Source organism: Kitasatospora sp. NPDC096077, from assembly GCF_040303245.1.
In the GTDB taxonomy this organism is placed as follows: domain Bacteria; phylum Actinomycetota; class Actinomycetes; order Streptomycetales; family Streptomycetaceae; genus Kitasatospora.
The window spans coordinates 196,377-222,640 of sequence record NZ_JBEOSV010000001.1 but is presented as its reverse complement, the minus strand read 5'-3'; the positions used below and the strand labels follow the sequence as shown (position 1 = coordinate 222,640).

The window sequence follows — 26,264 nt, the reverse complement described above, 5'->3', positions numbered from 1 at the left end:
AGGAGCCGGGTCACGCGGGCGGCGCGGGCGCGACGGCGTCCCGCCAGCGCCGGTTGGTCGTGGCAGCGGCCCGGACGAGGTCGGCGTACGGCTCGTCCCACGGGTCCTTGAGCCCGAAGCCGCGCTGCGGGTTCTCCAGCCAGCTGCACCAGTGCCAGCCCAGGCACCACGGTCGGGCCGCGAAGGTGCCGGCGATCATCCGGTAGCCCTCGCCGCGTTCGGCCTGGTCGCGGGCCGAGCCGGTCCGCGACGGGCTCATGACGGTCGGGCACCAGTTGCCGGTGTCCGCCACGAGGATCGGCAGCCCGGTGCGTTCGTGCCACGCGTCGAACCGGGCGGCGACCGCGTCGATCGCCGCCCGGTCGACGGCCGGGAAGGTCTGCAGGCTCAGCACGTCCACGTGGGCCGCGGCCGCGTCGAGCACCGCTTCCGGGATCCCGGCCCGGGTCCCGTAGCGGTCGCCGAGGATCAGGTGGTTCGGATCGTGGCGGCGGATGGCCCGGGCCGCGACCCGGTAGTAGGCCTCGGCGATCTCCGCGAGTTCGTTCCGGGGGTAGCCCGCGCCGCTCGGGTGCCGCGCCCACGCCGGGGCGTCGACGAGGAAGTAGCCGATCAGGTTCGGGTCCTCCGGTCGGCACCGGGTGCGGGCCAGGTGGTCGCACCATTGGGCGAAGTCCTCGGAGCGGGGGTCGCGGTAGGCCGGGTGACCGTTCCAGCGCTCGATCCCGGCGACCCGCAGCGACAGCGTGTAGGGCAGCCCGGCGGCGGCCGCCTCGTCGTCGGGCAGGCCGTCCGAGTGCCCGAGGTCGACCGCGTCGTGGGTGGCCGCCAGCCCGCTGCCGCTGACGTACTCCGCGCTCCAGCCCAGCGTGTTGAACCCCCACGCGGTCAGTTCCGGCACCAGGCCCTCCCGCAGCCAGCGCCGCCGGAAGGACCCGTAGCGTTCGGCGAACAGACCGGAGTTGTGCGGGTACCGCAGATTGGTGTCGTCCGCGTGGACCACGCCGATGGACAGGAACGGATCCCCGTCGGGCGACCTGAACCGCCACCGGGGCGAAGCGTCCAGCGTGAAGTACCCGTGCGCGGCCATGCCTGTGTCTCCCGATCGCCGTGTTCCTCAGGTCGTTCATCGATCGTCTACCAACTCACGCCAGCCTGACGGTCTCGGATCCCGTCGTGTCTCGACGGACCGTCAAGGACGGCCCAGGCCGATCGGCCGCCGTCGGTGCGGTCGGTGCGGCCGTGAGCAAGTAAGGACTTCCATGGGCATATCGCCCTCACCCGCCCGCGTCGCCGGTCCACCGGGGCGAGGAGCAGCCGCCGGACGGAGAAGGGGACGCATAGTTGCCTTCGCCGTGCTGGTGGGCTTGCTCTCCGGCCTCCTTTCGGTGGTTGCCTTCTCGCAATCGGCCATGGCGGCGGTGAGCGACCATACGATGGCGACGTTCAACATGAACAATTCGACCGACCGGTGGAGTCACGGGATCTATCCGATCGCGAGGAGGGTCGAGTTTCTTGCCTTGCAGGAGGTGAGGGACGAAGATCTCGCCGAGATGGAACCCGCGGCCGGTGCAGCTGTGGCTGCTGTCACTCAGAGCAACGGGTACGAGGTGAGGCGACTCAACTGGACCAACTGCACGGACCAGGTGGGTGGGCGTCCCTGTGTCGTCTACAAGGTGGAAGCGGACAACAACAACCGGGCAATCGCTTTCGTCGTCAACCAGGCCCAGGACGAGGTAACGGACGTGCGCGTGATCGCGCCGCTGGGACCGGGCGACCGCCCGAAACCGACTCTGGGCCTTCATCTCCGGGACGGCACCTGGATCTACAGCATGCACGCGACGAATCGCGTGGGCGCGGCGCAGGTGAACAATGTTCCCGCCGTGCTCGCCGCGGTTGCTCAGGTGTCGGGGGACCACTGGGCGGTGATGGGGGACTTCAACCGCGATCCCGAGTCGCTTCCCGCCCTGCCGGCGGGCAGTGAGTTGATCCGCTCCGATCTGTCGACCTATCCCGTCAGGAACCCGGTTTCCGAGCTCGACTACATGGTGGCCAAGGGGATGCCCCAGGGCCATCAGTACACCGGTTTCCGCCTCACGTTCGAGAACACCTCCGACCACTACCCGGTACTGTTCCGGACCAACGCCAACAATCAGGCTCCCCCGCGCCAGGTCTGCAACCTCGACGACTTGCCGCGAGTGGCCCTGGCGGCCCTGGCGGGGCAGTGTGGCCAGACGAAGCCGCGCGCCGTCGTCGCGATGGGCGACAGCTACATCTCGGGCGAGGGCGGCCGGTGGGCGGGCAACGCCAACACCTCTCCCGGTGGCGATGTGTGGGGCACCGACCGCAGGGCGGACTGCCCGGACGGCAAGGACTGCGTCTACGGCGACACGTCCTACGACGGCGGCAACCGCTGCGACCGCTCGGAGATCTCACCCCTCACGAGCGCCGTGTTCGACGGAATTGCCGGGGAGCGCCATTTCAACATCGCCTGCTCGGGGGCCAGGACCGAGCACATCATCTCGGAGTCGTACCAGGGCGAGCCGCCGCAGGCCGAGCAGCTCGCACGGCTGGCGAAGGACAACGACATCAGGATGATCGTGGTGTCCATCGGTGGGAACGATCTGGGCTTCAAGGACATCATCACCGACTGCGTCAAGCGCTACTGGGTGGGGGTGGTCGGCAGCACCTGCAACCCCGGCTCCCCGAACCCGGCGCTGGACCAGAAACTGGAGCAGACCCGGCAGAACGTCAGTGATGCCCTGCGGAAGATCCGTTCCGTCATGACGGACGCCGGGTACGCGAGCGAGGACTACGAGCTCGTGCTGAGCACGTATCCGAACCCATTGCCCCGCAGCTCGCAGATGCGGTACGACGACTCCATCCGCTACTCGGCCGGCGGATGCCCCTTCCGCGACTCCGACGCGGACTGGGCCCGCGACGAACTCATGCCGAAGCTCACCACTGCCCTGAGGACCGCGTCGGACGAGACGGGGGCGTCCCTGCTGGACGTGCAGGACGTGTTCGCCGGGCACGAACTGTGCAGCCGGAGCGCCCAGCAGGCCACGAGCGCCAACTCGCGGGCCAAGCCGCTGCCGGAATCGGACGCCGAGTGGGTCCGCTGGGTCCCCTACCAGTTCGAGACGACCAAGGGCTGGCTGTGGGGGTCCCAGGGGGACAAGCAGGAGGCCGTCCACCCCAACGCGTACGGGCAGCGGGCCCTCGCGATCTGCCTGACGGCCTTTGCCGCTCAGAGTCCCGAGAAGCCCGGGTCTCCCAGGACGTACACCTGTGCCGGGACTCCCGGCCGGGGGATCGACGGCGTCGGGAAGCGGCAGACGGTCAGGATCCACCGGGTTCCGCAGAGCCCGATCGCGGGCAACACGGGTGTGCTCCAGCGGGACGGATCCGATTCCAAGTGGGTCTCCACCGGTCCGGACGACAGTCAGCTCGGCCGGTGGTACATCAACGGTGAACTGCCCGCGCCCGGCGGGAAGCTGGAGACCACCATCCAGAACGCCACCGGGCAGTACCTGCAAGGGGACGGTGGCAAGTCGTGGCAGTGGGCCTCGGTCTCCGACACCCCCCGGCTGTGGACGCTCGAACGCCAGAAGAGCGACGAACTGGCCTTCCGGATCACGACCGAGGGCGGAAAGTGGTGCCTGACCCGCAGGACGACCTGGGGCGCGCTCTGGCCGTGCACGACCGAGGGACCGGCGGTCGCCACCCAGATGTGGCGGGTCGACACGTCGACCGTCAAGATCACCCCGCGCCCGCTGCCCATCGACCGGGCCGGCCCCCTCAGGTCCGCCAAGGACGACCTCGTCGCCGATGTGGACAACGCGAACCCGGCGCCGGGAACCCGGGTGAAGGCACTCGCCGCCAAGGGCAACACCGCGCAGAAGTGGTGGACCCGGGCCACGCCCGAGGGGTGGCAGGTCGTCAGCGCCCTGGACGGCGGGCCCGCCCTGGCCCACGACACCGGCCGGCACGAGGCGCGGCTGGCCAAGGACGACGGCGGCGGTGCGGACCAGCTCTGGCAGGCCGAGGACGCGGGGAGCGGATGGACGCGTCTGCGCAACGGTGGCCTGTGTCTGACGGCCGGCGCCCCGGACGAGACACTGACCCTCAAGGACTGCGCGTCCGGCAACCCCGGGCAGCGGTGGCGGTCCACCGGATTCACCCCGGACAAGCCGGAGGAGGTCGGTGACGCCGGCTCGCCCTTCGACGACGCCGCGGACGGCCGCGGGACGAAGCCCGCGTCCTCCGGCGACTGCCGCCCCGAGGGCATGACGCCCACCCAGGGCGTCTCGGCCCGCTACTGCGACGTCTACGACGGCAACGGCCGTGAGTGGGTCGGCAACGACCGCACCCGCCGCACGGTCGGCTACTTCACCGGGTGGCGCTCCGGCGCCAAGGGCGACCCCGCCTACCTGGTGTCCAACATCCCCTGGTCGAAGGTCACCCACATCAACTACGCCTTCGCCCGCGTGGAGGACAACCGGATCAGCATCGGCGACCCGAACGACCCGAAGAACCCGGCCACCGGCATGACCTGGGACGGCGACCGGAACGCCATGGACCCGTCGCTGCCGTACAAGGGGCACTTCAACCTGCTGAACACGTACAAGAAGAAGCACCCGGCGGTGAAGACGCTGATCTCGGTCGGCGGCTGGGCGGACACCCGGAACTTCTACGCGATGGCCACCAACGCGGACGGCTCGGTCAACCAGGCGGGCATCGACGCGTTCGCCGACTCGGTCACCGAGTTCCTGGGCCGGTACGGGTTCAACGGGGTCGACATCGACTACGAGTACCCGACCGCGCTGCCCAACACGGGCAACCCCAACGACTGGGACGTCTCCGATCCGCGCCGCAAGGGCCTCCAGCAGGGCTACAACGCCCTGATGAAGACGCTGCGGGAGAAGCTGGACCGGGCGGGCGCGGGCAAGGGCCGCTACTACCTGCTCACCTCCGCGGGTTCCGCGTCCGGCTACCTCGTCCGCGGACTGGACGCCGGCCAGGCGCTCCAGTACCAGGACTACGTCAACGTCATGAGCTACGACCTGCACGGCTCCTGGAACAAGTACGTCGGCCCGCAGGCCCCGCTCTACGACACCGGACAGGACAACGAGCTGGCCGACGCCGGGATCTACAACGACCAGGACGACAAGACCAAGGGCTACCAGAAGAACGGCTACTTCAACATCGACTGGGCCTACCACTACTACCGCGGCGCCCTCCCGCCCGGGCGCATCAACCTCGGCATCCCCTACTACTCCCGTGGCTGGCAGAACGTGCAGGGCGGTACGGACGGCCTGTGGGGCACCTCCGCGATGCCAGACCAGTCCCAGTGCCCGAAGGGCCTCGGCGGCCGGGGCCCGGCCAAGGGCCAGAACTGCGGCCTCGGCGCGACCGGCATCGACAACGTCTGGCACGACACCGAGGACGGCCGCGAGGTCGGGGCCGGATCGAACCCGCTGTGGCACACCAAGAACCTCCAGGACGGCCGCACCCCCGGCTACCTGAAGTCCTACGGTGTCGACCCGGCCACCGACGCCGGCAAGCTGACCGGCGGTTACAGCGAGAAGTACGCCGACCCGCTCCAGGCCTCGTGGCTGTGGAACGACACCAAGAAGGTGTTCCTCTCCACGGAGAACGACCGGTCGATCGACGCCAAGGCGAAGTACATCGCGGACAAGGGCATCGGCGGCGCCATGATCTGGGAGCTCGCGGGCGACTACACCAAGCGCTCCAACGGCGAGTGGGGGATGGGCTACGACCTGACCACCCGCCTGGACAACGCCCTCCGGGGCGCGGGCGCCCCCGGCAACGCGACCGGCGGCGGCAAGACCCTGCCCGCCCAGGTGATCGACGCCAAGGCCGAGCTGGTGGACTTCCCGACGGCCCTCGACGACATGTGGCCGATGCAGCCGAAGCTGCGGATCACCAACAACTCCAAGGTCGCCCTCGCCCAGGGCACGGAGATCTCCTTCGACCTGCCCACCTCCACCCCGTCCGTGGTCAAGGACGGGGCCTGGCAGGAGATGAGCGGCATCGTCCCCGGCCACACCGGGCCCAACGCGGGCGGCCTGAAGGGGGACTTCCACCGGGTGACCGTCAAACTCGGCTACTGCGAGGACATCCCGGCCGGGAAGTCGAAGGACATCGAGGTCAAGTACTACCTGCCCGTCACCGGCCCGGCGAACGTCACCTTCCGGATCGGCGGCCAGGACTACGGATCCACCGGCGACATGCGCCGCGCGGTGACGACCGTCGATCCGCCGGCGCCCGCATCCGGGGCGCAGTGCCAGGCCGCGCCGTGGCAGGCCCACGCCTACAACCCGAACCCCTCGTTCGCGTTCTGGCAGACCGGCGACAAGTGGATCATCGAGGACCGCAACAGCGGCAACGTCCTCGACCACCCCGGGAGCTGGACCGACGCCCACCTGGTGAACAAGCAGGCCGGCAACGCCAACCAGCTGTGGACGGTGAGCGAGGCGGACCAGGGCTGGTACCACATCAAGTCCTCCTCCAGCGGCCACGACCAGTGCCTCGGCGCCACCACGGCCAGGGGCACCCTCACGGTGCGGGACTGCGACGGGAAGACGGACCAGTGGTGGCGCCTGGTGCCGCTCAGCACCGACCAGGCCACCGTGGGCAAGCCCCAGCTGGACCGGTGGGTCGTAGGCGGCCCCAAGCACGGCGGCGCCTACGCACTCGGAGGCTTCGCGGACGGGAGCGCCGACTGGTGGAAGACACCGGCCTACCTCGCCGCGCCCTCCAACAGCGTCACCTCCCCCGGCACGAAGATCATCGCTGGGGACATCGCCGGGGCCTGGGCCTCGACGGTGTCGTGGAACGGCTTCTACTGGCGCGCCAAGTGGTGGAACAAGGCGACGGACGAGCCCGGCAAGAGCGATTCCTGGCAGAAGCTCGGCCCCACACCGTGACCGCCCCCGGCTCCGACCGGAGCTGACCACTCCGGCCGGAGATGACCGCCCGGGACCCGGGAGAACGGCGACGTTCTCCCGGGTCCCGGGCCTGTCTGTGGCCGCTGAGCGGTGGTCAGAGGGCGGCGGTGGCGAGGCGGGTGTGGCGGCGGTTGGCAGCCTCGGTGGGGTCGAGGACCGGGACGGCGGCCAGCAGGTTCTTGGTGTAGAGGTGCTGGGGCGAGTCGTAGACCGTGGCGACGTCGCCCTGTTCGACGATCCGGCCGGCCTGCATCACCGCGACCCGGTCGCTGACCTGGCGGACCACCGCGAGGTCGTGCGCGATGAAGACCAGGGCGAGGCCCAGGTCGCGCTGCAACTCGCCCAGCAGGTCGACCACCTGGGCCTGGGTGGTGACGTCCAGCGCCGACACCGGTTCGTCGCAGACGATCAGCCGCGGCTCGGGTGCGAGGGCCCGGGCGATGCCGACCCGCTGGCGCTGTCCGCCGGAGAACTCGTGCGGGTAGCGGTGGTACCAGTCGGGGTCGAGCCCCACCCGTTCGAGGAGTTCGCCGACCCGGGCGCGGATCCGGCGTTCGTCGCGCTCGCCCGCGATGCGCAGCGGGTCGGCGACGGACTCGCCGACGCTGCGCCGCGGGTTGAGCGAGGAGACCGGGTCCTGGAAGACCATCTGGAGCTCGCGCCGGAGCGGGCGCAGCTCCTTCTCGCCGAGCGCGCCGATGTCCTGGCCGCGGTAGTGCAGCCGGCCGCCGGTCGGGTCCAGCAGCCGGACGAGCATCCGCCCGAGGGTGGTCTTGCCGGAGCCGGACTCGCCGACGACGCCGAGGGTCTCGCCGGCCCGGACGGTGAGCGAGACGCCGTCCACGGCGACCACCGGGGCGGCGCGCCGGGTCAGGCCGCCGCGCGCGCCGAACTCCCGGCGCAGGTCGGTGGCTTCGAGCAGGACGTCCCCGTCGGCTGCCGGCGGCGCGGTCGGCGGGGTCTGAAGGGTCCGGGCGGCCGGCGGGGCGTCGATCCGGGGCACCGCCGACAGCAGCGCCCGGGTGTACGGCTCGCGCGGTGCGCCCAGCACCTCGGTGACCGGGCCGTGCTCGACCGCGCGGCCGTCCTTCATCACCAGCACCCGGTCGACGCTGCCGGCGACCACGCCCAGGTCGTGGGTGACCAGCACCAGTCCGGCCCCGGTCTCGGCCCGCAACTCGTGCAGCAGGTCCAGGACCTGGGCCTGGACGGTGACGTCCAGCGCGGTGGTCGGCTCGTCGGCGACCAGCAGTCGCGGTTCGCAGGCCAGCGCCATCGCGATCAGCACCCGCTGGCGCATGCCGCCGCTGAACTCGTGCGGACGCGAGCGCGCGCGGCGGGCCGCGTCGGGGATGCCGACCCGGTCGAGCACCTGGACGGCCCGCTCCCGGGCGGCCCGGCGGGAGACCGGGCGGTGCACCCGGACGACCTCGGCGATCTGGTCGCCCACCGCGTAGTACGGGTCGAGCGCGGACAGCGGGTCCTGGAACACCATGGCGGCCAGCGAGCCGCGCAGCCGCCGGAGGTCCTCGCCCTCGGCGGTGACGGCGTCGACGCCGGCGACCCGGACCGAGCCGCCGATCCGGGCGCCGGTCCCGCGGTGCAGGCCGAGCAGGGCGTAGGCGACGGTGCTCTTGCCGGAGCCGGACTCGCCGACGATGCCGAGCGCCTGCCCGGCCGCCAGGTGGAAGCCGACGCCGTCGACGGCGCGCAGCTGGCCGGCACCGGTACCGGTGGGGAAGTCGACGACCAGGTCCCGTACGTCGACCAGGGGTTCATGGTTCAGGGGTTCAGGGTTCAGGAGTTCGGCGCTCACGTGAGGACCACCCTTCGGTCGGTCACCGCGTAGAGCACGTCCGCGATGACGTTGGCGAGGACCACGAAGAACCCGGTGACCAGGACGAGGCCCACCACGGTCGGCAGGTCGATCAGGCCGACCGAGGTGACCAGCAGCTTGCCGAGGCCCGGCAGGCCGAAGAGCGTCTCGGTCAGCACGGCGGAGCCGAACATCGTCCCCAGGTCGATCGCGGTGAGCGCGATCACCGGGGTGAGCGCGCCGCGCAGCGCGTGCCTGGTCACCAGCTGCCGCTCGCTGACGCCGTACGCCCGGAAGGTCCGGATGTGGTCGTCGGCGAGGATCTCCAGCATCGAGGCGCGGGTCAGCCGGGCGTACTTGGCGGACTCGATCAGGGCGAGCGACACCCAGGGCAACAGCAGTCCCCAGAACCACTGTTGGGGGTCCTCGGTGAGCGGCACGTAGCTGGGGAAGGGCAGCCACTGGAGCTGGGCGCACAGGACGATGAGCAGCACCAGGCCGATCACGAAGACCGGGACGGAGCTGCCGGCCAGCGTCAGTCCGGTCAGCAGGCGCTCGCTGAGCCGGCCCCGGCGCAGCGCTGAGAGCAGTCCGGTGCCCACCCCGAGGACCAGCCACAGCACCATCGCGCCGAGCGCCAGCGAGGCGGTGACCGGGAGCCGGGCGGTGATCATGTCGGTGACCTGTTCGCCGCTGCGGTAGGAGACGCCCAGGCAGGGCGCCGGGCAGTGCAGCAGGCCGGTACCGGCGCTGAAGTCGCGGCCGGCGACCAGGCCCTGGAGGAAGTGGGCGTACTGCAGGTACACCGGTGCGTCGAGGCCGAGGCGTTCGCGCACCTGGAGGACCTGGGCGGGGCTGCACTTCTCGCCGCAGGCCAGTTGGGCCGGGTCGCCGGGGGCGATGTAGAAGACCGCGTAGATGACCAGGGAGAGGGCGAGCAGCACGCCGAGCATGCCGAGGGCCTTGCGGAGCAGGAAGCGGGTCATGCGGAGGCCTCCTCGGCGGTGCGCTCCGTCGCGGGGCCGGTGGTGCCGGCCGCCGTGTCGTCCGCCGTGCCGACCCGCAGCCGGGAGGCGGCGCGCGGGTCGAGTTCGGTGCGCACGGCGTCGCCGAGCACGGTGAAGGCGAGCACGGTGGCGAACAGCAGCGCCGACGGGAGCAGGACGTACATCGGGTCGGCGCGGAACCAGGTGGTCGCGCCGGAGAGCATCTGCCCCCAGGAGGAGGTCGGCGGCTTGACCCCGACGCCGAGGAAGGAGAGCCCCGCCTCGGAGATCACGTTGGTCGGCAGCAGCACCATCGCGTAGGTGATGACCGGCGCGGCCAGCGAGGGCAGCAGCTCCCGGCGGGCGATCCGCCAGCGGCTCGCCCCGCCCAGCCGGGCCGCCGCCACGTAGTCGAGTTGACGGAGGCTGAGCGTCTGCGCCCGGACCACGCGTGAGGTGCCGGCCCAGCCCAGCAGGCCGATGACCAGGGTCAGCAGCAGCGGGCGGGGGAAGTCCGAGGGCACGACGGCCATCAGCGAGATCGCGAAGACCAGCGAGGGCAGCGCGAGCATCACCTCGGTGGTGTTGCCGATCAGCTGGTCGAGCAGTCGGCTGCCGAGGGCCGCGGCCAGGCCGAGCAGCACGCCGATGGTGACCTGGACGAAGGTGGCGCCGACGGCGACGAGCAGGGAGATCTGCGCGCCGTGCACCAGCCGGGAGAACACGTCCCGTCCGGTGCCCGGTTCGACGCCGAGCCAGTGCTCGGCGCTGACGCCGCCGAGGGTGCCGGTGGGCACCCCGCCGGCCGCCGAGTCGAGCAGGTCGTTGTGGTAGCTGGTGGGGTCCTGCCCTTCGAGCGCGCTGAGCAGCGGGGCCGCCACCGCGATCAGGGTGAGCAGGACGATGACGAGGCCGGCGGTGCGGGCGGCGCGCCGCGCGAGCAGCCGCCGCCACACCTGCCGTCCCCCGGCGGCCGGGGAGGCCGTGCGGGCCTCCCCGGTGGTGGGCTTCTGTGGAGCCATGGTGGTGTCCGACCGATCCCTACGATCCCGTTGGCTACTTGACCGCGACCTGGGAGATGTCGAGCACGCCGGTCCAGTCGCTGATCACGATGTTGCGGACGTCCTTGCCGGACAGGCGCTTGTAGACGGGGTGGAACAGCGGGACGGTCAGGGCCTGGTCGCCGATCTGCTTGTCCAGGGCGCCCCAGCGCTTGGCGGCCTCGGCGTGGTCGGTGATCCGGTTGATCCGGTCGATCTCGTCGTTCACCGAAGGGTCGTTCAGCAGGCCGGAGTTGAAGTTGTAGCCGTCGGTGACGATCTGCCGGCCGTCGAAGATCGGGGCCAGGAACGGGCCGCCGGACGGCCAGTCGGCGCCCCAGCCGGAGAGGAAGAGGCCGGGCTCGGTGCCGACGGTGTGGACCGTCGAGGAGTACTTGGTGGAGTCCAGGGCCTCCAGCTGGACGGTGATCCCGGAGGCCTTCAGACCGTCCTGGACGGCGGTGGCGAGGTCCGGGCCGTAGCCCTTGCCGGTGGCGCTGGAGTGGGTGAGCGTGATGGTCAGGCCGTCCGGGTAACCGGCCTCCTTCAGCAGCTCCTTGGCCTTCTCCGGGTTCCCGGTCGCGCCGGCCGGGAACGGGTCGTACGGGGTGTACCCGAAGGTCTCCTGGTTGGGCAGGAAGGTGGTGGCGGCCTCGGCGAGCGAGGAGCCGCCGGCCGCGTTGACGACCGAGGTGCGGTTGAGCGCGTAGGCGACGGCCTGCCGGACCTTCGGGTTGTCGAAGGGCTTCACCTTGGGGTTGAACGCCAGGTAGTTGACGTAGCCGAAGTGGCCGGTGCCGACCCGGGCGGCGAGCGCCTTGTCGTCCTTCACCTGGGCGAGTTCGGAGGGGCCGAGGTTGGTGTCGGTGGTGACGGCGGCCGCGTCGGCGCCGGTGCCGGCGGCCAGCCGCTGGTTGATCACCGCCGGGTCCAGGCCGGACTGCACGTCGATGGTGTCGGGGTAGGCCTTGCGCTGGTCGTCCGTCGCCGTCGACCAGTTGGGGTTGCGCTTGAGGACGATGTGGGTGCCGTCGTTCTCGTTCTTGACCACCTGGTAGGGGCCGGAGGAGACCGGGTGGTCCTGGTACTTCGCCCCGGTGTCCTTGGCCTTGGGGACGGGCGCGAACTGGGTCTGGGTGGCCAGGTACGGGAAGTCGCCCTCGGGCTTGTTCAGGTGGAAGACGATGGTCTTCTCGTCCGGCGTCTCGATGGCGTCCAGGGTGCGGCCGTCCTTGTACGGGCCCTGGTAGTCGGCGGCGCCGACCAGCCAGTCCCTCAGGTACGGTGCGCCGCCGGAGAGTTCCGGGGCGAAGGAGCGCTCGATGCCGTACTTGATGTCGGCGGTGGTGATCGGCGAGCCGTCCTCGAACTTCAGGCCGTCCTTGAGGTGGAACGTCCACACCTTGGCGTCGTCCGAGGGGGTGCCGGTGTCGGTGGCGAGGTCCGGGACGACCTTGGTGCCGGCCGCGCCGTCGGCCCGGTTGCGGGTGGTGAGGGTGCGGAAGACCAGCGAGGGGACGTTGCCGCCGCCGGAGGTGTAGAGCCGGGCCGGGTCGAACTGGTCCTGCGGGTTCTGGTTGAGGACGGTGAGGGTGCCGCCCTGCTGCGGTGCGGCGTCCTTGCCGGTGCTCCCACCGCCGTCGGCCTTCGGCCCGCACGCCGCCAGACCGACGACCAGGGCGGCGGTGACGGTCGCCGCGGCGACGCGGCGAGGGGTGAGGGTGGTGCGGGGCAGGGCGGTTCGGGACATCGGAAAGTGAGCCTTTCGCTACCGATGGTGCACGGACGGTGCACGGAGGAAGGCGGGCGGCAGTGAGGCATCGAGGAAGGTGAGCGGCACCGCGCCCGCAGGAGGGGGCGACGCCCCGAGGCGGCGGTCACCGCAACGCTTCGGGACAGGCGGGTTCAGCGACAGAGATTGTCGGAGACGCAGTGCGCGGCCACGCCGATCAGCGCCAGCTCGATGGCGGCGCACTCGATCGGGTGACGGTCAGACATGCTGAGAAGACTGTAGGACGATAAGCGGAATGTCAAACCTCTGGTTACGGAGGACCGGGAGAACGGGCTGGTCAGCGCCCATGGGTCGGGGCGCGACCGACCGGAAAGCGTTCGACGGGACCGAATTCGAGCGGGACGGCGGCTGCGGCGCCGTTGTCGGAGCGGGGTGCGAAGATCACGCCCATGGATCTCGCTGAAGCCCTCGCCGACCTCGACGACCACCCCTGGGCCTCCGTCTCGCACGCCTACGGCCCCGCCGAGGACCTGCCGGAGTTGCTGCGCGCCTTCGCCGGGGGCGGGGAGGACGGCGAGGAGGCCCGCGACGAGCTGTACTCGGCCCTGCTCCACCAGGGCACGGTGTACCCGGCCAGCGTGGCGGCGGTGCCGTTCCTGGTCCGGATCGCCGCCGCCGGGTGCGAGGTGGTCGAGACCCTGGTGCTGCTGGGCGGGATGGCCGAGAGCGACGACGAGCGGGAGATCCCGGGCGGTGCGGTGCGAGCCGCCGTGGTCGGCCAACTCCCGCTGTTGCTACCGCTGTCGGCGGATGAGGACGGGGACGTCCGGGGCGTCGCCGCCGCCGTCCTCGGACGGCTCGGGGAGGCCGGGGACGTGCTGCCCGCGCTGCGCGGCCGCTGGGCGGTGGAGCAGCGCGCCGAGGTACGGGCCGAACTGCTCCTCGCGATGGGCCGGTTGGACCCCGGCTCGGCCGTCGGCCAGGCCCACGCACTGCTCGGCGAAGCCACCCCGCGGCCACTCCGGCTGGCCGCGCTGATGGTCTGCCTGAACGCCGGGGACCCGTGGAACGCCGCCCACCACACCGCCGCGCTCGCCGTGCTGCCCACCCGTGAACTCGACGTCGACCGCACCGGCATGCACCACCGGGAGCTGCTGCCCGCCGCCGTCGAGGACCTGTTCGCCCGCGGCACCGAGGCCGACCGGGAGGCCGCGCTCGCCCTGACGGAGGCCGCCCTGCGGGACGAGCGTCCGGGGGTGCGGTTCGAGGCGCTGCTGGCGGCCGACCAGGCCTGCGAACGCTCCCGTGCCGCCGCCCGGAGGCTGGTCCCGGCGATCGCCCCGCACGCCGGCGGGAGCGACCTGGCGGAACGGCTGCTCGGCCGGCTGGGCCCGGTCGCCGCCGATGCCGCGCCCGTCCTGCTGCGACTCGCCGAGCAGGCCGACGACAAGTCCGCCGACCGGGCCCTGGCCGTACTCGTCCGCGTCGCACCCCGACAGGCCGCCCCGCTGCTCGCCCGCGACCTGGACCGGCGCCCGCGCGCCCTCGACGCGGCCGGCCACGACCTGGCCCCCGCCTTCCCCTTCGACCCGGCGCTGCTCACCGCCGTCCGCGCACGGCTGGCCACCGAGGGGATCGGCGGCCGGGAGACCGTCCGCCTGGTCCACCTGCTGTACCAGTGGGGTGGCCGGGCCGCCGCCGGGCTGCCCGAGCTGTACGCCGCCCTGCCGCACACCCGCTACGCGGCCACGGCGATCGCCGCGGTGGCCACCGACCGCCCGCAGCCGGAACGCCGCGAGGCCGCCGCCGTGCTGCGGGCCGCCGCCGGTCCGCTGATCGTGGCGCGCGCCCACCACCGGCTCACCGGCGAGCCCGACGTCCTGCTCGCGGCCGTCATCGAGGGCTTGACCGTCCCGCGCGAGCTGGACGAGGCGGTGCAGGGGGCGGCCGAGCTGGGCCCGGCAGCCGTCGAACTGCTCCCGGCGCTGCGCGCGGCGATCAGCACGGACGCCGAGCCGACCACACCGCAGCTGGACACCGACATCGCGATCGCCACCGCCCTCCGGCGGATCGGCGGCGACGCCGGGGAGGCCGTCCGGATCCTGGGCGACGTCCTGGACCGGGTGGGCAATCCGCTGTGGTTCCGCTGGACCGTCCTGCGCGCCGTCCGGGCGGCCGCCCAGCTCGGCCCGGCGGCCCGGCCGTTGGTCCCCCGGCTGGAAGCGCTGCTCGACCAGCCGGAGAACGCCCCCACCGCGATCCTCGCCCTGCTCCGGATCGCCGGCCCCGAGGCTCTCGACCTCACCCGGCTCGCCGGGATCGCCCTGGGCGCCGTCGACGCGGGCTTCGACATCGGCGGCGCCTGCGAGGCCCTGCACGCGCTGGGCTCCGACGCCCTGGACGCCCGGCAGCGGCGGCGGGTCGCCGAACTCGTCGAGGGGGACCGGCGGATCGTCCGCCCCGGCACGGGGGACGAGCTGGTCCGCGAGGACGAGCAGTGGCGGGAGCTGCTGTCCGGGCTGTGACCCGCCCTCGGCCTCAAGCCCGCGGGGTCGGCCGGTGCAGTGGACTCCCCACTCCGCGTGCGGGTGCGGGGCCGCTCCCGCTGCCCTAGCGTGACCCCCATGGAGCTGTTCCCCCCGATTCCGCTGGCCGACTGGCGGGACTCCAAGGAGTCGCTGCACCGGTTCGCCCAGGTCGTCGGCAAGGTCCGGCTGGCGTACAGCGTGCGCCGCAACCACTGGTGGAACGTCCCCTACCACCTCACCGGGCGGGGGATCACCACGCGTCCGATGGCCACGGCCGACGGGTCCGGCACCTTCTGCGTCGACTTCGACTTCGTCGACCACCGGCTGGTGGTCTGTTCCTCGGACGGCCGCAGGGCCTCCTTCCCGCTCACCGGGCAGTCCGTGGCGTCGTTCCACCGCCGGACGCTCGACGCCCTCGCCGCGGTCGGGGTGCCGGTGTCGCTCCGGAACCCGCACCCGTTCGACCTGCCCGACGCGGACCGGCCGTTCGCCGACGACACCGAACACGCCGGCTACGATCCGTACTGGGTCAACCGCTACTGGCAGGTACTCGGCCAAGTCTCCCTCGTTCTGGAGGAGTTCGCGGCCGGCTTCTGCGGGAAGACCAGCCCGGTGCACCACTTCTGGCACACCTTCGACATCGCCGTCACCCGCTTCTCCGGCCGGGAGATCGACCAGCCTCCGACCGTCGACCCGGTCACCCGCGAGGCCTACTCCCGCGAGGTCATCAGCGCGGGCTTCTGGTTCGGCGACGACACCTTTCCCCAGCCGGCCTTCTACTCCTACGCGGCGCCCGAGGCCGCCGGCCTGGCCGACCACCCGCTCCGCCCCGGGGCCGCCCGCTGGATCGAGCGGAACGGCAGCCACCTGGCGGTCCTGCACTACGACGACGTCCGTGGCGGCGACGACCCGCGCGGCGCGGTTCTGGACTTCTACGAGTCCGTCTACCGGGCCGCAGCCGGCCTGGCCGGCTGGAACGTCCGCGGTGAGGCCTCGCCCGGGGGCGTCACCGACCCGGTGGCGGCCCGGAGCGGGGGCTGACGGCGGCCGCCCCGGGGGCGCTCAGGTCAGCCGGAGCACCAGCTTGCCGGTGTTCTCGCCGCGGAACAGCATCCCGAAGGTCTCCGGGAAGTCCGCGACGGTGCCCTCGACCAGGTGCTCCTTGACCTTGATCCGGCCCTCGGCGATCCAGCCGGCGAGCTCGGCGGCCGCCTCGGGGTAGCGGCGGGCGTAGTCGAAGACCACGAAACCCTCCATCCGCGCCCGACGCACCAGCAGGGACAGGTAGTTGGACGGGCCCTGCACGGCCTCCTCGTTGTTGTACTGGCTGATCGCGCCGCAGACCACCACCCGGGCGTGCATCGCCAGGCGGGTCAGCGCGGCGTCCAGGATCGGACCGCCGACGTTGTCGAAGTAGACGTCGATGCCGTCCGGGGCGTGGGTGCGCAGCGCCTTGCGGACGTCCTCGGAGCGGTAGTCGATCGCCGCGTCGAAGCCGAGCTCCCCGGTGAGCAGCGCGCACTTCTCCGGCCCGCCGGCGATGCCGACCACCCGGCAGCCCTTGACCTTGGCGATCTGGCCGACCATGGTGCCCACCGCCCCGGCGGCGCCGGAGACCACCACGGTCTCGCCCTCCTTCAGGGCGCCGACCTCCAGCAGCCCGAACCAGGCCGTCATCCCGGGCATGCCGAGCGCCCCGAGGTAGGTGGACAGCGGGGCGAGCGCGGGATCGACCTTGAGCGCCCCCTTGCCGTCGGACACCGCGTACTCCTGGACCCCGAAGGACCCCACCACGTGGTCGCCGACCTGGAACCGGGGGTGATTGGACGCCACCACCTCGACCACCGACCCGGCCCGCATCACCTCGCCCAGCCCCACCGGCGGCAGGTAAGACGGCCGGTCGTCCAGCCACCCGCGCATCGCCGGGTCCAGCGACACGTAGCGCGTCCGCCCCAGGAACTCCCCCTCCCTGGGCACCGCCACGGGCTCCTCCACGTGCGCCCAGTCCTCGGGCCGGACCTCACCGACCGGTCGACGGGCAAGGCGGATCTGGCGGTTGACTCCGGTCATGGCAACTCCTGGGGGCGCTCGGCGGTGGACCTGGACGGACGTCCGAGTCTAAGCAAGCGCTTAGTCATCTGACTAGAGAATGTCCGGATCCAGTGGGTTGGGCGTGGTGGGGTGCCAGGCTGTGCGGAGATCGGCGCGACAGAGGAGAACGCCGTGCCGGTCCGGCTTCCCGGGCCCTTCGAACTCGACCTGGACACCGGCGAGTTCTGAGGCCGTCAGCCCGCGCGGTGGAGGTCGCACTCCTGGTGGATGGCGGAGGGGGCGTCGCTGCTGAGGATGGCGATCTTGGGGGCGGGGCCGGGGGCGGGGGCGTCCTCGGCGGTGCAGACGAGTTGTTGGATGGCGGCGGCGCTGAGGGAGGCGGCGGGCCAGGAGAGGCGGAGGGTGACGGTGCCCGGGGTGGTGGTGGCCTGGACGCGGCCGCCGACGGGCAGCTCGCTGCGGAGGCCGGAGCGGTCCTCGGCGAGGTCGGGGCCGGCGGCCAGGCTGTCCAGGGTCTGCTGGAGGTCCTCGCGTTGGGCCCCGGGGCGGATGGCCAGGCGGGTGCCGTGCTGGTCGAGGAAGTAGAGCCTGGTCCCGGGCTGGATGCCGGTGGCGGCCTGGCCGCTCTTCACGGCGCTGGTGGTGGCGATGGAGCAGCCGCAGGCGGTGAGGAGCAGGGCGGCCACGGCGGTCAGGCGGCGGGGGGTCACTCGGTCTCCTCGGTGTCGAGGCCGCGGGGCAGGATCAGGGTGAACACCGCGCCGCCGCCGGGGGTGTTGGCGGCCTCGATGACGCCGCCGTGCAGCCGGGCGTTCTCCTGGGCGATGGCGAGGCCGAGGCCGCTGCCCTCGGAGCGGGCGCGGGCCTTGTCGGCCTTGTAGAAGCGGTCGAAGAGGTGGGGGAGGGCGGCGGGCGGGATGCCCGGGCCGTGGTCGGTGACGGTGAGCACCAGGGTGTCGTCGGAGCCGCGCAGCGCGACCCGGACGGGCGGGCGGCCGTGGCGCAGGGCGTTGCCGGCCAGGTTGGCGACGATGACGTCGAAGCGGCGCGGGTCGAGTTCCGCGGGCAGGGCGGCGGGCAGGTCGAGGGTGAGCCGGTCGAGCCAGCCGCGCAGGTCGAGGGTGTCGCGGACGGCGGTGACGGCGTCGATCCGCTCGGCGCGCAGCGGGGCGGCCCCGGCGTCCAGTCGGGAGATCTCGATCAGGTCGTTGACCAGTCGGGTGAGTCGTACGGTCTCCTTGCTGATCATCCGCAGGGCGGCGGCGGTGTCGGCGGGGAGCTGTTCGGCGTCCTCGTCGAGGATGTCGGTGACGGCGAGCATCGCGGCCAGCGGGGTGCGCAGTTCGTGGGAGACGTCGGCGGCGAAGCGGCGGCCCTGGGATTCGACGGCGCGCAGCTCCTCGATGGTGCCCTGGAGGGTGCGGGCGGTGTGGTTGAAGGTCTTGGACAGCTGGGCGAGTTCGTCGTGCCCGGTGACGGTGAGCCGGGTGTCCAGCCGGCCCTGGGCGAGGGCGTGGGCGGCGTCGCCCAGGGCGCGGACCGGGCGCAGCACCTGGCGGGCGGCGAGCAGGGCCAGTCCGGCGGCCAGGACGGCGGCGAACGCCCCGGCTCCGGCGGCCGCGGCGAGCAGGGCGTCGGCGGCGCTCTGCTCGCGGTCGAGCGGCAGTGCGGCGTAGACGGTGAGTCCGGAGGGGCCGGTCGGGCCGGACGGCAGGGAGGCGGCGTAGGTGACGGGGACGCCCACGGCGAGCCACAGGTGGTCGTCGGCGCTGAACCGCTGGAAGGCGGCGCGGCCGCCACCGACCACCCGTTCCAGGGTCGGGGGGACGGCGAAGGGCTGGGTCCACTCGGAGTGGGTGGTGCCGTACGAGGCCAGTACCCGCCAGTCCCGGAAGCCGCCGGTGCCGGACAACTCCCCGGCCAGCCGGTCGAGTTCGCCCTGGGTCGGCGGGAAGGGCAGGTCGGGGGCGAGGACGTCGACGCGTCGGCGCAGCTCGTCCAGGGCGGTGTCCTGGGTGAGGTCGAGGGTCGAGTTGGTGGCGGCCCGGTAGGTGAGCACCGCGGTGGCCAGGGCGCTCAGCGCGGCGATGGCGACGAAGGCGACCAGCAGCCGCGGCCGCAGGCCCGCCACCGCGCGGCGCAGCCGCAGCAGTCGGGGCGGGCGGTCGTGCGGGGCCGGGTGCGTGGACGGGGCCGGGTGGTCGGGTGGGTCCGGGGGCTCGGCCGGAGTGCCGGCGCTGTTCACAGCGGTCCGAAGCGGTAGCCGAAGCCGCGCACCGTCTGGATGTAGCGCGGCACGGCGGGGGTGTCCTCAAGCCTGGCGCGCAGCCGGTTCACCCCGGCGTCGACCAGGCGGATGTCCTCCTGGCGGCCCAATCCCCAGACGGAGTCGAGGAGTTGCTCGCGGCTGAAGACCCGGCCCGGGGCGGCGGCCAGTTCCAGCAGCAGCCGCAGCTCGCTGGGCGGCAGCGGGAGCGGGACGCCGCGCTTGGTGACGGTCAGCGCCGAGCGGTCCAGCACCAGGTCCCCGTGCGCCTCGCGCTCCGGCTCCGGGCCGTGGCCGGTGGCGCGGCGCAGCACCGCGCGGATCCGGGCGTCCAGGACGCGGGACTTCGCGGGTTTGACCACGTAGTCGTCGGCCCCGGCCTCCAGGCCGAGCACGGTGTCCACGTCGTCCCCGAGCGCGGTGAGCATGATCACCGGGGTGGGACCGGACCGCCGCAGCTGTCGGCACACCTCGAAGCCGTCGATGCCGGGAAGCATCAGGTCCAGCACGACCAGCTCCGGCGGCTCCTGCCGGGCCCGCTCCAGGCCCTCCTCACCGGTGGCGGCGGTGCGCACCTCATGGCCCTGGCGGCGCAGGCCCAGCGCCAGCGCCTCCCGTACGGAGTCGTCGTCCTCGATCAGCAGTACCCGTGGCATGTCAGCCAGTATCGGGTGTTGACCTGCGGAAACGTACCTGCGGCGCGGGTCCGGGCCGGGTTGTTGCGAAATGCTCATACGCAGCTCACAGGGTGCGCAAGCGGGCGGCCGAGGGTGGTGGGCACCGAGACACCCCCGAGGAACCGAGGAGCACCGCCGTGCGCCAGTACCGAGAGCAGTCCCAGGCCGACGACGCCCCGCGCAGCTGGTACCCGCGGGCGGACCGGCTGCGCCGCCCGTCCGGCCGGAGCGGCGCGGCCCTGGGGGTCGCCGCCCTCGGCGCGGCGGCGCTGACCCTGCTGGGCGTCGGCCACGCCGTGAACCGGCCCGGCGCGGCCACCGCGGCCACCGCGGGCAGCGGCGCGGCCGCGGCGCCCGACCCGAACCTGGCGTCGCCGCTGGTGGACATGAGCATCTCCCGCCGGTCCGAGGACCCGGGCAGGACCGTCAACCTCACCATCGACGACGGCCCGGACCCGCAGTGGACCCCGCGGGTCCTGGACGTGCTCGCCCGCAACGGCGCCAAGGCGGTCTTCTGCATGCTCGGCCCCAACGCCCAGGCGCACCCCGACCTGGCCCGGAAGGTGGTCGCCGCCGGGCACCGGCTGTGCGACCACTCGGTGAGCCACGACACCGCGATGGACCACAAGGACGTGGCGTACCAGGAGAAGGAGATCGTCGACGGGCAGCGGATGATCCAGGAGGCCACCGGCGGCGCACCGGTCCCGTACTACCGGGCGCCCGGCGGGGCGTTCACCCCCGAGAGCCGGCAGATCGCCGCCGCCCACGGGATGCGCCCGCTCGGCTGGAACGTGGACACCCGGGACTTCGAACGACCCGGGGTCGAGAAGATCGTCGAGACGGCGAAGGCGCAGCTGCGGATCGGCCCGACCGTCCTGCTGCACGACGGCGGCGGCAACCGGGCCCAGACCCTGGCGGCCCTGGAGGAGTTGCTGCCCTGGCTGACGGAGAACGGTTACGCCTTCAGCTTCCCGGAGCGGTGAGCCCCCGACCGCCGGTCGGCTGGTCAGTCGGCCGCGGGCCGCAGGCCGTCCAGGAGCAGGCCGAGGGCGAAGGCGAAGCGGTCGGGCCCGGTGCCGGAGGCCAGTTCGGCGGCGTGGCGCCGGGTGTGCGGGAAGCGGTCGGCCGGCAGGGCGGCGAAGCGGTCCACCACCTCGTCGTGGCTGAGCACCCACTCCTGGTCCTCGTTCCGGCGCCGTTGCCGGACCAGTGACTGTTCCAGCGCGTAGCCGGCGACGTAGAGGGAGAGCGCGTCGCGGGCCCAGCCGGCCGTCCTCGGGTCGATGCCGCCGGCGAGCAGGATCGCCAGGACGCCTTCGCCGACCCGCAGCGTCTCCAGGTTGGTGGGCACCGCGGCCAGCGCGGCGCGGGAGACCCCGGGGTAGCGCAGGTACAGGTCGCGGAGCTGCCCGTACACGCCGACCAGTTGCTCGCGCCAGGCGGCCGGGTCCGGTGCGGGGAGCACGACCTCGGCGTGGAGCCGGCCGATCAGCAGGTCGTCGAGGTCGTCCTTGTTGACGATGTGCGCGTACAGGGACGACGGGCCGGTGCCGAGCACGGCGGCGACCCGGCGGATGGTCAGCGCGTCGTACCCCTCGGCGGCGACCACCTCCAGGGCGGCGTCGGTGATCCGCTCGACGGTGATGGGCCGCTTGCGCGGCGCGGGCGCCGCGGCCCCTGCGGCGGGCTCCGCCGTGGGCCGGGCGGCGGGCTGGGCGTGGCGGGCCGCGCGGTGTCGGCGGGGATCGACGGACATGGCGGTCACCCTACCTTGACACGATCTAAGTTCGTTGAGTAGAACATTGTTCGTCATGACGAACTTAGTTCGTCGAGGCGATCCGCGTTCGTATCGACGTCCGGAGGTGTGTGATGCGGGTTTCCGTGGTCGGAGCCGGTCTGGGAGGCCTGGCGCTCGCGCAAGGGCTGCGGGGCGCCGGGATCGAGGCCGAGGTGTTCGAGCGCGACCCGGGGCTCGGCGCCCGGTTCCAGGGCTACCGGCTGGTGCTGGACCCGGTCGGCTTCCGGGCGGTGCGCGACTGCCTGCCGACGCGCTGGCACCCGCTGCTGGACGAGATCGTGATGCCCGCCTCCGCCGAGCAGCTGGTCCTGGACCCGCAGCTGAACGAGATCGGCAGGCTCGGCGCCGCCCGGACCGGCATCGTGGTCGACCGGCAGGTGCTGCGGCAGCTGCTGCTGACCGGCCTCACCGTGCACACCGACGCCGCGCTGACCGGCTACGACCGTCCGGCCGACGGCACCGTCCGGGCCCGGTTCGCCCGCCGCGACCCGGCCGCCGCCGACCTGCTCGCGACCGCGGACCTGCTGGTGGGCGCGGACGGCGTCGGCTCCGCGGTCCGCGGGGTGCTGTCGCCGGGGACCACCCCGACCGACACCGGGGTCCGGTTCGTCATCGGCCGCACCCCGCTGACCGACGCGTTCGCCGGCCTGTCCAAGGCCTACGGCTCGAAGGTCACCGGCGGCGGCGTCAGCCTGCTGCTCGGCGCGATGCGCTTCCGCACCCCGCCGAAGCAGGCCGCCGAGCGACTGGCCCCCGAGGTCACCCTGCCCGACCTCGGCGACTACGTGCGCTGGGCGATGATCCTGCCGCCGGACGGCTCGCCGGGCCGCTCGGGCCCGCTGGGCGACCGGAGCGCCCAGGACGCCGTGCTCTCCCGGATGGCCGGCTGGCACCCCGAGCTGCGCGCACTGGTCGAGCAGGCCGACCCGGACAACAGCACCCTGCTGTCCATCCGGGTCGTCCACCCCGGCGAGCGCTGGGCGCCCGGCCCGGTCACCCTGCTCGGCGACGCCGTCCACGCCACCTCCCCGACCGGCGGCAACGGCGCCAACACCGCACTGCGCGACGCCGACCTGCTGCGCCGCCGACTGGTCGAGGTGGCCGACGGCCGCCGGGAGCTGCGCGACGCGGTCGACGACTACGAGCGGCAGATGTTCGGGTACGGCGCCGAGGCCGTGCGCAGCAGCCTGGAGCGGCTGCCCGCCTTCGCCCCCGGGGCGAAGCCGTCCTGAGGCCGCAACGGGGTCGGCGGGCGGGCCCCGGCTCAGCGGGCCGGCAGGGTTCAGCGGGCCAGCAGGGTTCAGCGGGCCAGCAGGGCGCGGAGCTCGTCGGCGACCAGGGCGGGTGCCTCCTCGGCCATGAAGTGGCCGCAGTCGACGGTGCGGTGCACCAGGTCGGGCGCCCAGGCGCGCCACAGCGCGGCGGCGTCGAAGCCGAGGGCGGCGCCCCAGTCCTGCTGGAGCACGGTGACGGGCATCGCCAGCCGCCGTCCGGCGGCCCGGTCGGCGGAGTCGTGCTCGACGTCGATCCCGGCCGAGGCCCGGTAGTCGGCCACGATGGACGGGACGGCCGCCCGGCAGGCGGCCAGGTAGGCGGCGCGGACGTCGGCCGGGATCGCGGCGGCGTCGCGGGACCACAGGTCCAGGAAGTGGCCGAAGAACTCGTCCGCCGAGGCGGCGATCATCCGCTCGGGCAGGCCCGGCGGCTGGGCCATCAGGTAGAGGTGGAAGCCGACGGCCGCCGACACGCCGTGCATCACCTCCCACATGTCCAGGGTCGGCAGGACGTCCAGCGAGGCCAGGTGGGTGACCCGGTCGGGGTGGTCCAGAGCGGTGCGGAAGGCGACCAGCGCGCCCCGGTCGTGCCCGGCCAGGGCGAAGCGCCGGTGGCCGAGCGCGCCGGCCAGGGCGGCGATGTCGGCGCCCATGGTGCGCTTGGCGTAGGCCAGGCCGTCCGGGGTCTCGGCGGGCTTGTCGCTGGCGCCGTAGCCGCGCAGGTCGGGGCAGATCACGGTGTGCTCGGCGGCCAGGTCGGCGGCGACCTGCCGCCACATCAGGTGGGTCTGCGGGAAGCCGTGCAGCAGCACGACCGGGCTGCCCTGGCCGCCGATCGCGGTGTGCAGGGCGACGCCGTCGGCGACGGGCACCCGGTGGTACGCGAAGCCGGGGATGGTGACGGTCATGGGGGCCTCTCGCTCGGGGGTGGACGGTTCGAGCCTGCCGGGCCCGGATCAGCAACCGATCAGTACGCCGCACCCTCTAGCCTGACCTGCGGGAACGACGCGGAGCGACACGGCACGGGCAAGGTACGGGAAGGGACGCGATGGCGCAGGTCGGGTTCGGGGTGCTCGGCGCACTGACCGCGGAGCGGGACGGCACCGCCCTCGCCCTCAAGGGGCCCCGGCACCGGGCGGTGCTGGCCCGGCTGATCGTGGCCCGCCGCCGGGTCGTCCCGGTCGGTCGCCTGGTCGACGACCTGTGGGCCGACCCGCCGCCCGCCGCCCTCGGCGCCCTGCGCACCTTCGTCGCCGACCTGCGCCGGGTGCTCGAACCCGAACGGCCGCCGCGCGCCCCCGCCCGGCTGCTCGCCACCGAGGGCCCCGGGTACGTGCTGCGACCGGAGCCGCAGGCGGTGGACGCCTGGCGGTTCGAGACGGCGGTCCAGGAGGCGGCCGGACTGCCCGCCGACCGGGCCCTGACCCGGCTGGACGGGGCCCTGGCCCTGTGGCGCGGCCCCGCCTACGCCGACCACGCGGACGAGGGCTGGACCCGGGCCGAGCGGACCCGGCTCACCGAACTGCGGCTGCGCGCGGTCGAACAGCGGGCCGCGGCACTGCTCGCGCTCGGCCGTGCCGACCAGGCCGTCCCCGACCTGCGGGCCCACCTCGCGGACCACCTCTGGCGGGAGGAGGCCTGGCGACTGCTGGCCCTCGCCCAGTACCGCACCGGTCGGCAGGGGGAGGCGCTGGCCGCGCTGCGCGAGGCCCGGGCGGTGCTCGCGGACGGCCTCGGGCTGGACCCGGGCCCGGCGTTGCGCCGGCTGGAGGCGGACATCCTCGCCCAGGACCCGGCGCTCGACCTGGTGGACGGGAGCGCCGCCGGCACCTCCACCGACGCCGCCGTGGCCCGGCTGTGGCAGCGCACGGCGACGGCGTACGACCGGACGCTGGCGCTCGGCGCGCGGGCGCGGCTGGAGAGCACCGTCGGTCTGATGCGCAGCCTCGCGGTCAGCGGCGGCGCCGGTCTGCACGCGGCCCGCGAGCAGCGGTCGGCGGTCATCGCGGCCGCGGAGGAGTACGGCGACCCGGAACTCACCGCCCGGGTGATCGGCGCCTTCGACGTCCCCGCGATCTGGACCCGCAGCGACGACCCCGAGCTCGCCGCCGGGGTGGTCGCGGCCGCCGAGCGGGCCCTCGTCGCGCTGCCCGCCGGGGACACCGCCGCCCGCTGCCGGCTGCTGGCCACCGTCGCGCTGGAGTCGCGCGGCAGCCGGGAGCCGCGGGCCCCGCAGGCGGCGCGTGCGGCGGAGGCGGTCGCCCGGCGGCTGAACGACCCGGCGCTGCTGGCCTTCGCGCTGAACGGCCGGTTCATGCAGTCCTGCACCCGGGCCGGTCTGGCGCCCGAACGCGACGCCGTCGGTGCGGAGTTGGTGGATCTGTCGGCCCGGCACGGCCTCGCCGTGCACGAGGTACTGGGCCACCTGATCCGGCTCCAGTCCGCCTGCGCCCGCGCCGACTTCGCGGCCGGTGACCGGCACGCGACGGCCGCCGAAAAACTGTCGGACCGTCATGAACTGCCCCTGGTAAGGGTGTTCACCGCCTGGTACCGGGCACTGCGCTCGGCCGCCCGCGGGCGGACCGCAGAGGCGGTGGCGGCCGTGCGCGCGGCCGCCGCCGACCTGGCCGGGGCGGGCATGCCGGGGCTGGAGACCGGGCTGCTGCCGCTGGCCCTGCTGGCTCTGCGGATCGCGGACGGGACCCGCCGCCCCGAGGTGGACCTCGGCCTGGACTGGGGCCCGTACCGGCCCTGGGTGGAGCCGTTCGCGCTGCTCGCCGCCGGTGACCGGGGCGCAGTCCGGGCCGCGCTGCGGGCGCTGCCGCCCTCGCCCGCCGATCTGCTGTACGAGGCCCGCTGCTGCCTGGAGGCCGTGCTCGTGGTGGAGTCGGGCGACACGGAGCTGAGGGCCGGGGTGCGGGCCCGGCTGCTGCCCGCCGCCGGTGAGCTGGCCGGGGCCGGCAGCGGGCTGCTCACCCTCGGGCCGGTCGACCGCTACCTGGCCGCCTTGGCGGACTGACGGACTGACGGACGGACACGCGGACGGGGGGGGGCGCGCGGGCGGGGGCTGGGGTGGGTGTGGTCGCCGATGAGTAAACTCCCCCGCCGCCACCGCGGGGCG

Annotated in this window: 18 protein-coding genes; 6 read left to right on the top strand and 12 right to left on the bottom strand. The window is 73.4% G+C overall.

Annotated elements, in window-relative coordinates; translation table 11 throughout:
- Window positions 1-10: 10 nt before the first annotated feature.
- Window positions 11-1,090, bottom strand: coding sequence for a hypothetical protein (locus ABTZ03_RS00775; protein WP_350510663.1), 1,080 nt, complete (start codon window positions 1,088-1,090; stop codon window positions 11-13).
- A 586-nt stretch (window positions 1,091-1,676) separates the two neighbouring features.
- Between ABTZ03_RS00775 and ABTZ03_RS00770 the strand changes: the two genes are divergently transcribed.
- Complete coding sequence (locus ABTZ03_RS00770) at window positions 1,677-6,953, top strand: glycosyl hydrolase family 18 protein (RefSeq protein WP_350510662.1); 5,277 nt, start codon at window positions 1,677-1,679, stop codon at window positions 6,951-6,953.
- A 115-nt stretch (window positions 6,954-7,068) separates the two neighbouring features.
- Here the strand turns inward: ABTZ03_RS00770 and ABTZ03_RS00765 are convergent, their stop codons facing one another.
- The 5 genes from ABTZ03_RS00765 to ABTZ03_RS00745 all read right to left on the bottom strand — a co-directional run bounded on the left by ABTZ03_RS00765 (window position 7,069) and on the right by ABTZ03_RS00745 (window position 12,814).
- Window positions 7,069-8,790 carry an ABC transporter ATP-binding protein gene (locus ABTZ03_RS00765; protein WP_502894359.1) on the bottom strand — a complete coding sequence of 574 codons (1,722 nt, stop codon included), beginning with the start codon at window positions 8,788-8,790 and terminating at the stop codon, window positions 7,069-7,071.
- Window positions 8,787-9,776: an ABC transporter permease gene (locus ABTZ03_RS00760; RefSeq protein ID WP_350510661.1), complete on the bottom strand. Its 990-nt coding sequence runs from the start codon at window positions 9,774-9,776 to the stop codon at window positions 8,787-8,789. Before ABTZ03_RS00760 ends, ABTZ03_RS00765 begins: the two co-directional genes overlap by 4 nt.
- A complete protein-coding gene (locus ABTZ03_RS00755; RefSeq protein WP_350510660.1) occupies window positions 9,773-10,798 on the bottom strand; it encodes an ABC transporter permease in 1,026 nt (341 codons plus the stop codon). Before ABTZ03_RS00755 ends, ABTZ03_RS00760 begins: the two co-directional genes overlap by 4 nt.
- A 34-nt stretch (window positions 10,799-10,832) precedes the next feature.
- The gene (locus tag ABTZ03_RS00750) at window positions 10,833-12,566 is read right to left on the bottom strand and encodes an ABC transporter substrate-binding protein (protein WP_350510659.1); all 1,734 of its coding nucleotides are present in this window, start codon (window positions 12,564-12,566) and stop codon (window positions 10,833-10,835) included.
- A gap of 155 nt (window positions 12,567-12,721) precedes the next feature.
- Entirely contained in the window at window positions 12,722-12,814 is a 93-nt protein-coding gene (locus ABTZ03_RS00745) for an Ms4533A family Cys-rich leader peptide (protein ID WP_317620150.1), read from the bottom strand.
- 183 nt (window positions 12,815-12,997) lie between these two features.
- Between ABTZ03_RS00745 and ABTZ03_RS00740 the strand changes: the two genes are divergently transcribed.
- Together ABTZ03_RS00740 and ABTZ03_RS00735 are read left to right on the top strand one after the other, a co-directional pair.
- Window positions 12,998-15,073 carry a hypothetical protein gene (locus tag ABTZ03_RS00740; protein WP_350510658.1) on the top strand — a complete coding sequence of 692 codons (2,076 nt, stop codon included), beginning with the start codon at window positions 12,998-13,000 and terminating at the stop codon, window positions 15,071-15,073.
- A 99-nt stretch (window positions 15,074-15,172) separates the two neighbouring features.
- Window positions 15,173-16,117, top strand: a complete 945-nt coding sequence (locus ABTZ03_RS00735; RefSeq protein WP_350510657.1) for a DUF5996 family protein — start codon at window positions 15,173-15,175, stop codon at window positions 16,115-16,117.
- A gap of 21 nt (window positions 16,118-16,138) precedes the next feature.
- On the opposite strand, the gene ABTZ03_RS00730 is transcribed toward ABTZ03_RS00735, so the two are convergent.
- From ABTZ03_RS00730 to ABTZ03_RS00715, 4 genes are all read right to left on the bottom strand, one after another.
- Complete coding sequence (locus ABTZ03_RS00730) at window positions 16,139-17,146, bottom strand: NADP-dependent oxidoreductase (protein WP_350510656.1); 1,008 nt, start codon at window positions 17,144-17,146, stop codon at window positions 16,139-16,141.
- A gap of 215 nt (window positions 17,147-17,361) precedes the next feature.
- On the bottom strand, window positions 17,362-17,838 hold the full coding sequence (locus ABTZ03_RS00725) for a GerMN domain-containing protein (RefSeq protein WP_350510655.1): 477 nt from the start codon (window positions 17,836-17,838) through the stop codon (window positions 17,362-17,364).
- Complete coding sequence (locus ABTZ03_RS00720; RefSeq protein ID WP_350510654.1) at window positions 17,835-19,373, bottom strand: sensor histidine kinase; 1,539 nt, start codon at window positions 19,371-19,373, stop codon at window positions 17,835-17,837. The genes ABTZ03_RS00725 and ABTZ03_RS00720 overlap by 4 nt, the downstream gene beginning before the upstream one ends.
- Window positions 19,370-20,050 (bottom strand): response regulator, encoded by a 681-nt coding sequence (locus ABTZ03_RS00715; RefSeq protein WP_350510653.1) that lies wholly within the window; start codon window positions 20,048-20,050, stop codon window positions 19,370-19,372. The genes ABTZ03_RS00720 and ABTZ03_RS00715 overlap by 4 nt, the downstream gene beginning before the upstream one ends.
- Window positions 20,051-20,277: 227 nt before the next feature.
- On the opposite strand from ABTZ03_RS00715, the gene ABTZ03_RS00710 reads away from it, so the two are divergent.
- A complete protein-coding gene (locus ABTZ03_RS00710; RefSeq protein WP_502894366.1) occupies window positions 20,278-21,054 on the top strand; it encodes a polysaccharide deacetylase family protein in 777 nt (258 codons plus the stop codon).
- A gap of 23 nt (window positions 21,055-21,077) precedes the next feature.
- Here ABTZ03_RS00710 and ABTZ03_RS00705 read toward each other — a convergent pair whose 3' ends face one another.
- Window positions 21,078-21,827: a TetR/AcrR family transcriptional regulator gene (locus tag ABTZ03_RS00705; protein ID WP_350510652.1), complete on the bottom strand. Its 750-nt coding sequence runs from the start codon at window positions 21,825-21,827 to the stop codon at window positions 21,078-21,080.
- A gap of 113 nt (window positions 21,828-21,940) precedes the next feature.
- Here ABTZ03_RS00705 and ABTZ03_RS00700 point away from each other — a divergent pair, with 113 nt between their 5' ends.
- Window positions 21,941-23,101: an FAD-dependent oxidoreductase gene (locus tag ABTZ03_RS00700; RefSeq protein ID WP_350510651.1), complete on the top strand. Its 1,161-nt coding sequence runs from the start codon at window positions 21,941-21,943 to the stop codon at window positions 23,099-23,101.
- Window positions 23,102-23,169: 68 nt separating this feature from the next.
- Here the strand turns inward: ABTZ03_RS00700 and ABTZ03_RS00695 are convergent, their stop codons facing one another.
- A complete protein-coding gene (locus ABTZ03_RS00695) occupies window positions 23,170-24,051 on the bottom strand; it encodes an alpha/beta fold hydrolase (protein ID WP_350510650.1) in 882 nt (293 codons plus the stop codon).
- Between the two features lie 140 nt (window positions 24,052-24,191).
- Between ABTZ03_RS00695 and ABTZ03_RS00690 the strand changes: the two genes are divergently transcribed.
- Entirely contained in the window at window positions 24,192-26,162 is a 1,971-nt protein-coding gene (locus ABTZ03_RS00690; protein WP_350510649.1) for an AfsR/SARP family transcriptional regulator, read from the top strand.
- The last annotated feature ends 102 nt before the right edge of the window (window positions 26,163-26,264 follow it).

Excerpts from the sequence above, each read along its gene's own strand:
- ABTZ03_RS00775 (WP_350510663.1), bottom strand. The coding sequence starts at position 1,090 with ATGGCCGCGCACGGGTACTTCACGCTGGACGCTTCGCCCCGGTGGCGG.
- ABTZ03_RS00760 (WP_350510661.1), bottom strand. The coding sequence starts at position 9,776 with ATGACCCGCTTCCTGCTCCGCAAGGCCCTCGGCATGCTCGGCGTGCTG.
- ABTZ03_RS00755 (WP_350510660.1), bottom strand. The coding sequence starts at position 10,798 with ATGGCTCCACAGAAGCCCACCACCGGGGAGGCCCGCACGGCCTCCCCG.
- ABTZ03_RS00750 (WP_350510659.1), bottom strand. The coding sequence starts at position 12,566 with ATGTCCCGAACCGCCCTGCCCCGCACCACCCTCACCCCTCGCCGCGTC.
- ABTZ03_RS00745 (WP_317620150.1), bottom strand. The coding sequence starts at position 12,814 with ATGTCTGACCGTCACCCGATCGAGTGCGCCGCCATCGAGCTGGCGCTG.
- ABTZ03_RS00740 (WP_350510658.1), top strand. The coding sequence starts at position 12,998 with ATGGATCTCGCTGAAGCCCTCGCCGACCTCGACGACCACCCCTGGGCC.
- ABTZ03_RS00735 (WP_350510657.1), top strand. The coding sequence starts at position 15,173 with ATGGAGCTGTTCCCCCCGATTCCGCTGGCCGACTGGCGGGACTCCAAG.
- ABTZ03_RS00730 (WP_350510656.1), bottom strand. The coding sequence starts at position 17,146 with ATGACCGGAGTCAACCGCCAGATCCGCCTTGCCCGTCGACCGGTCGGT.
- ABTZ03_RS00715 (WP_350510653.1), bottom strand. The coding sequence starts at position 20,050 with ATGCCACGGGTACTGCTGATCGAGGACGACGACTCCGTACGGGAGGCG.
- ABTZ03_RS00705 (WP_350510652.1), bottom strand. The coding sequence starts at position 21,827 with ATGTCCGTCGATCCCCGCCGACACCGCGCGGCCCGCCACGCCCAGCCC.
- ABTZ03_RS00700 (WP_350510651.1), top strand. The coding sequence starts at position 21,941 with ATGCGGGTTTCCGTGGTCGGAGCCGGTCTGGGAGGCCTGGCGCTCGCG.
- ABTZ03_RS00695 (WP_350510650.1), bottom strand. The coding sequence starts at position 24,051 with ATGACCGTCACCATCCCCGGCTTCGCGTACCACCGGGTGCCCGTCGCC.
- ABTZ03_RS00690 (WP_350510649.1), top strand. The coding sequence starts at position 24,192 with ATGGCGCAGGTCGGGTTCGGGGTGCTCGGCGCACTGACCGCGGAGCGG.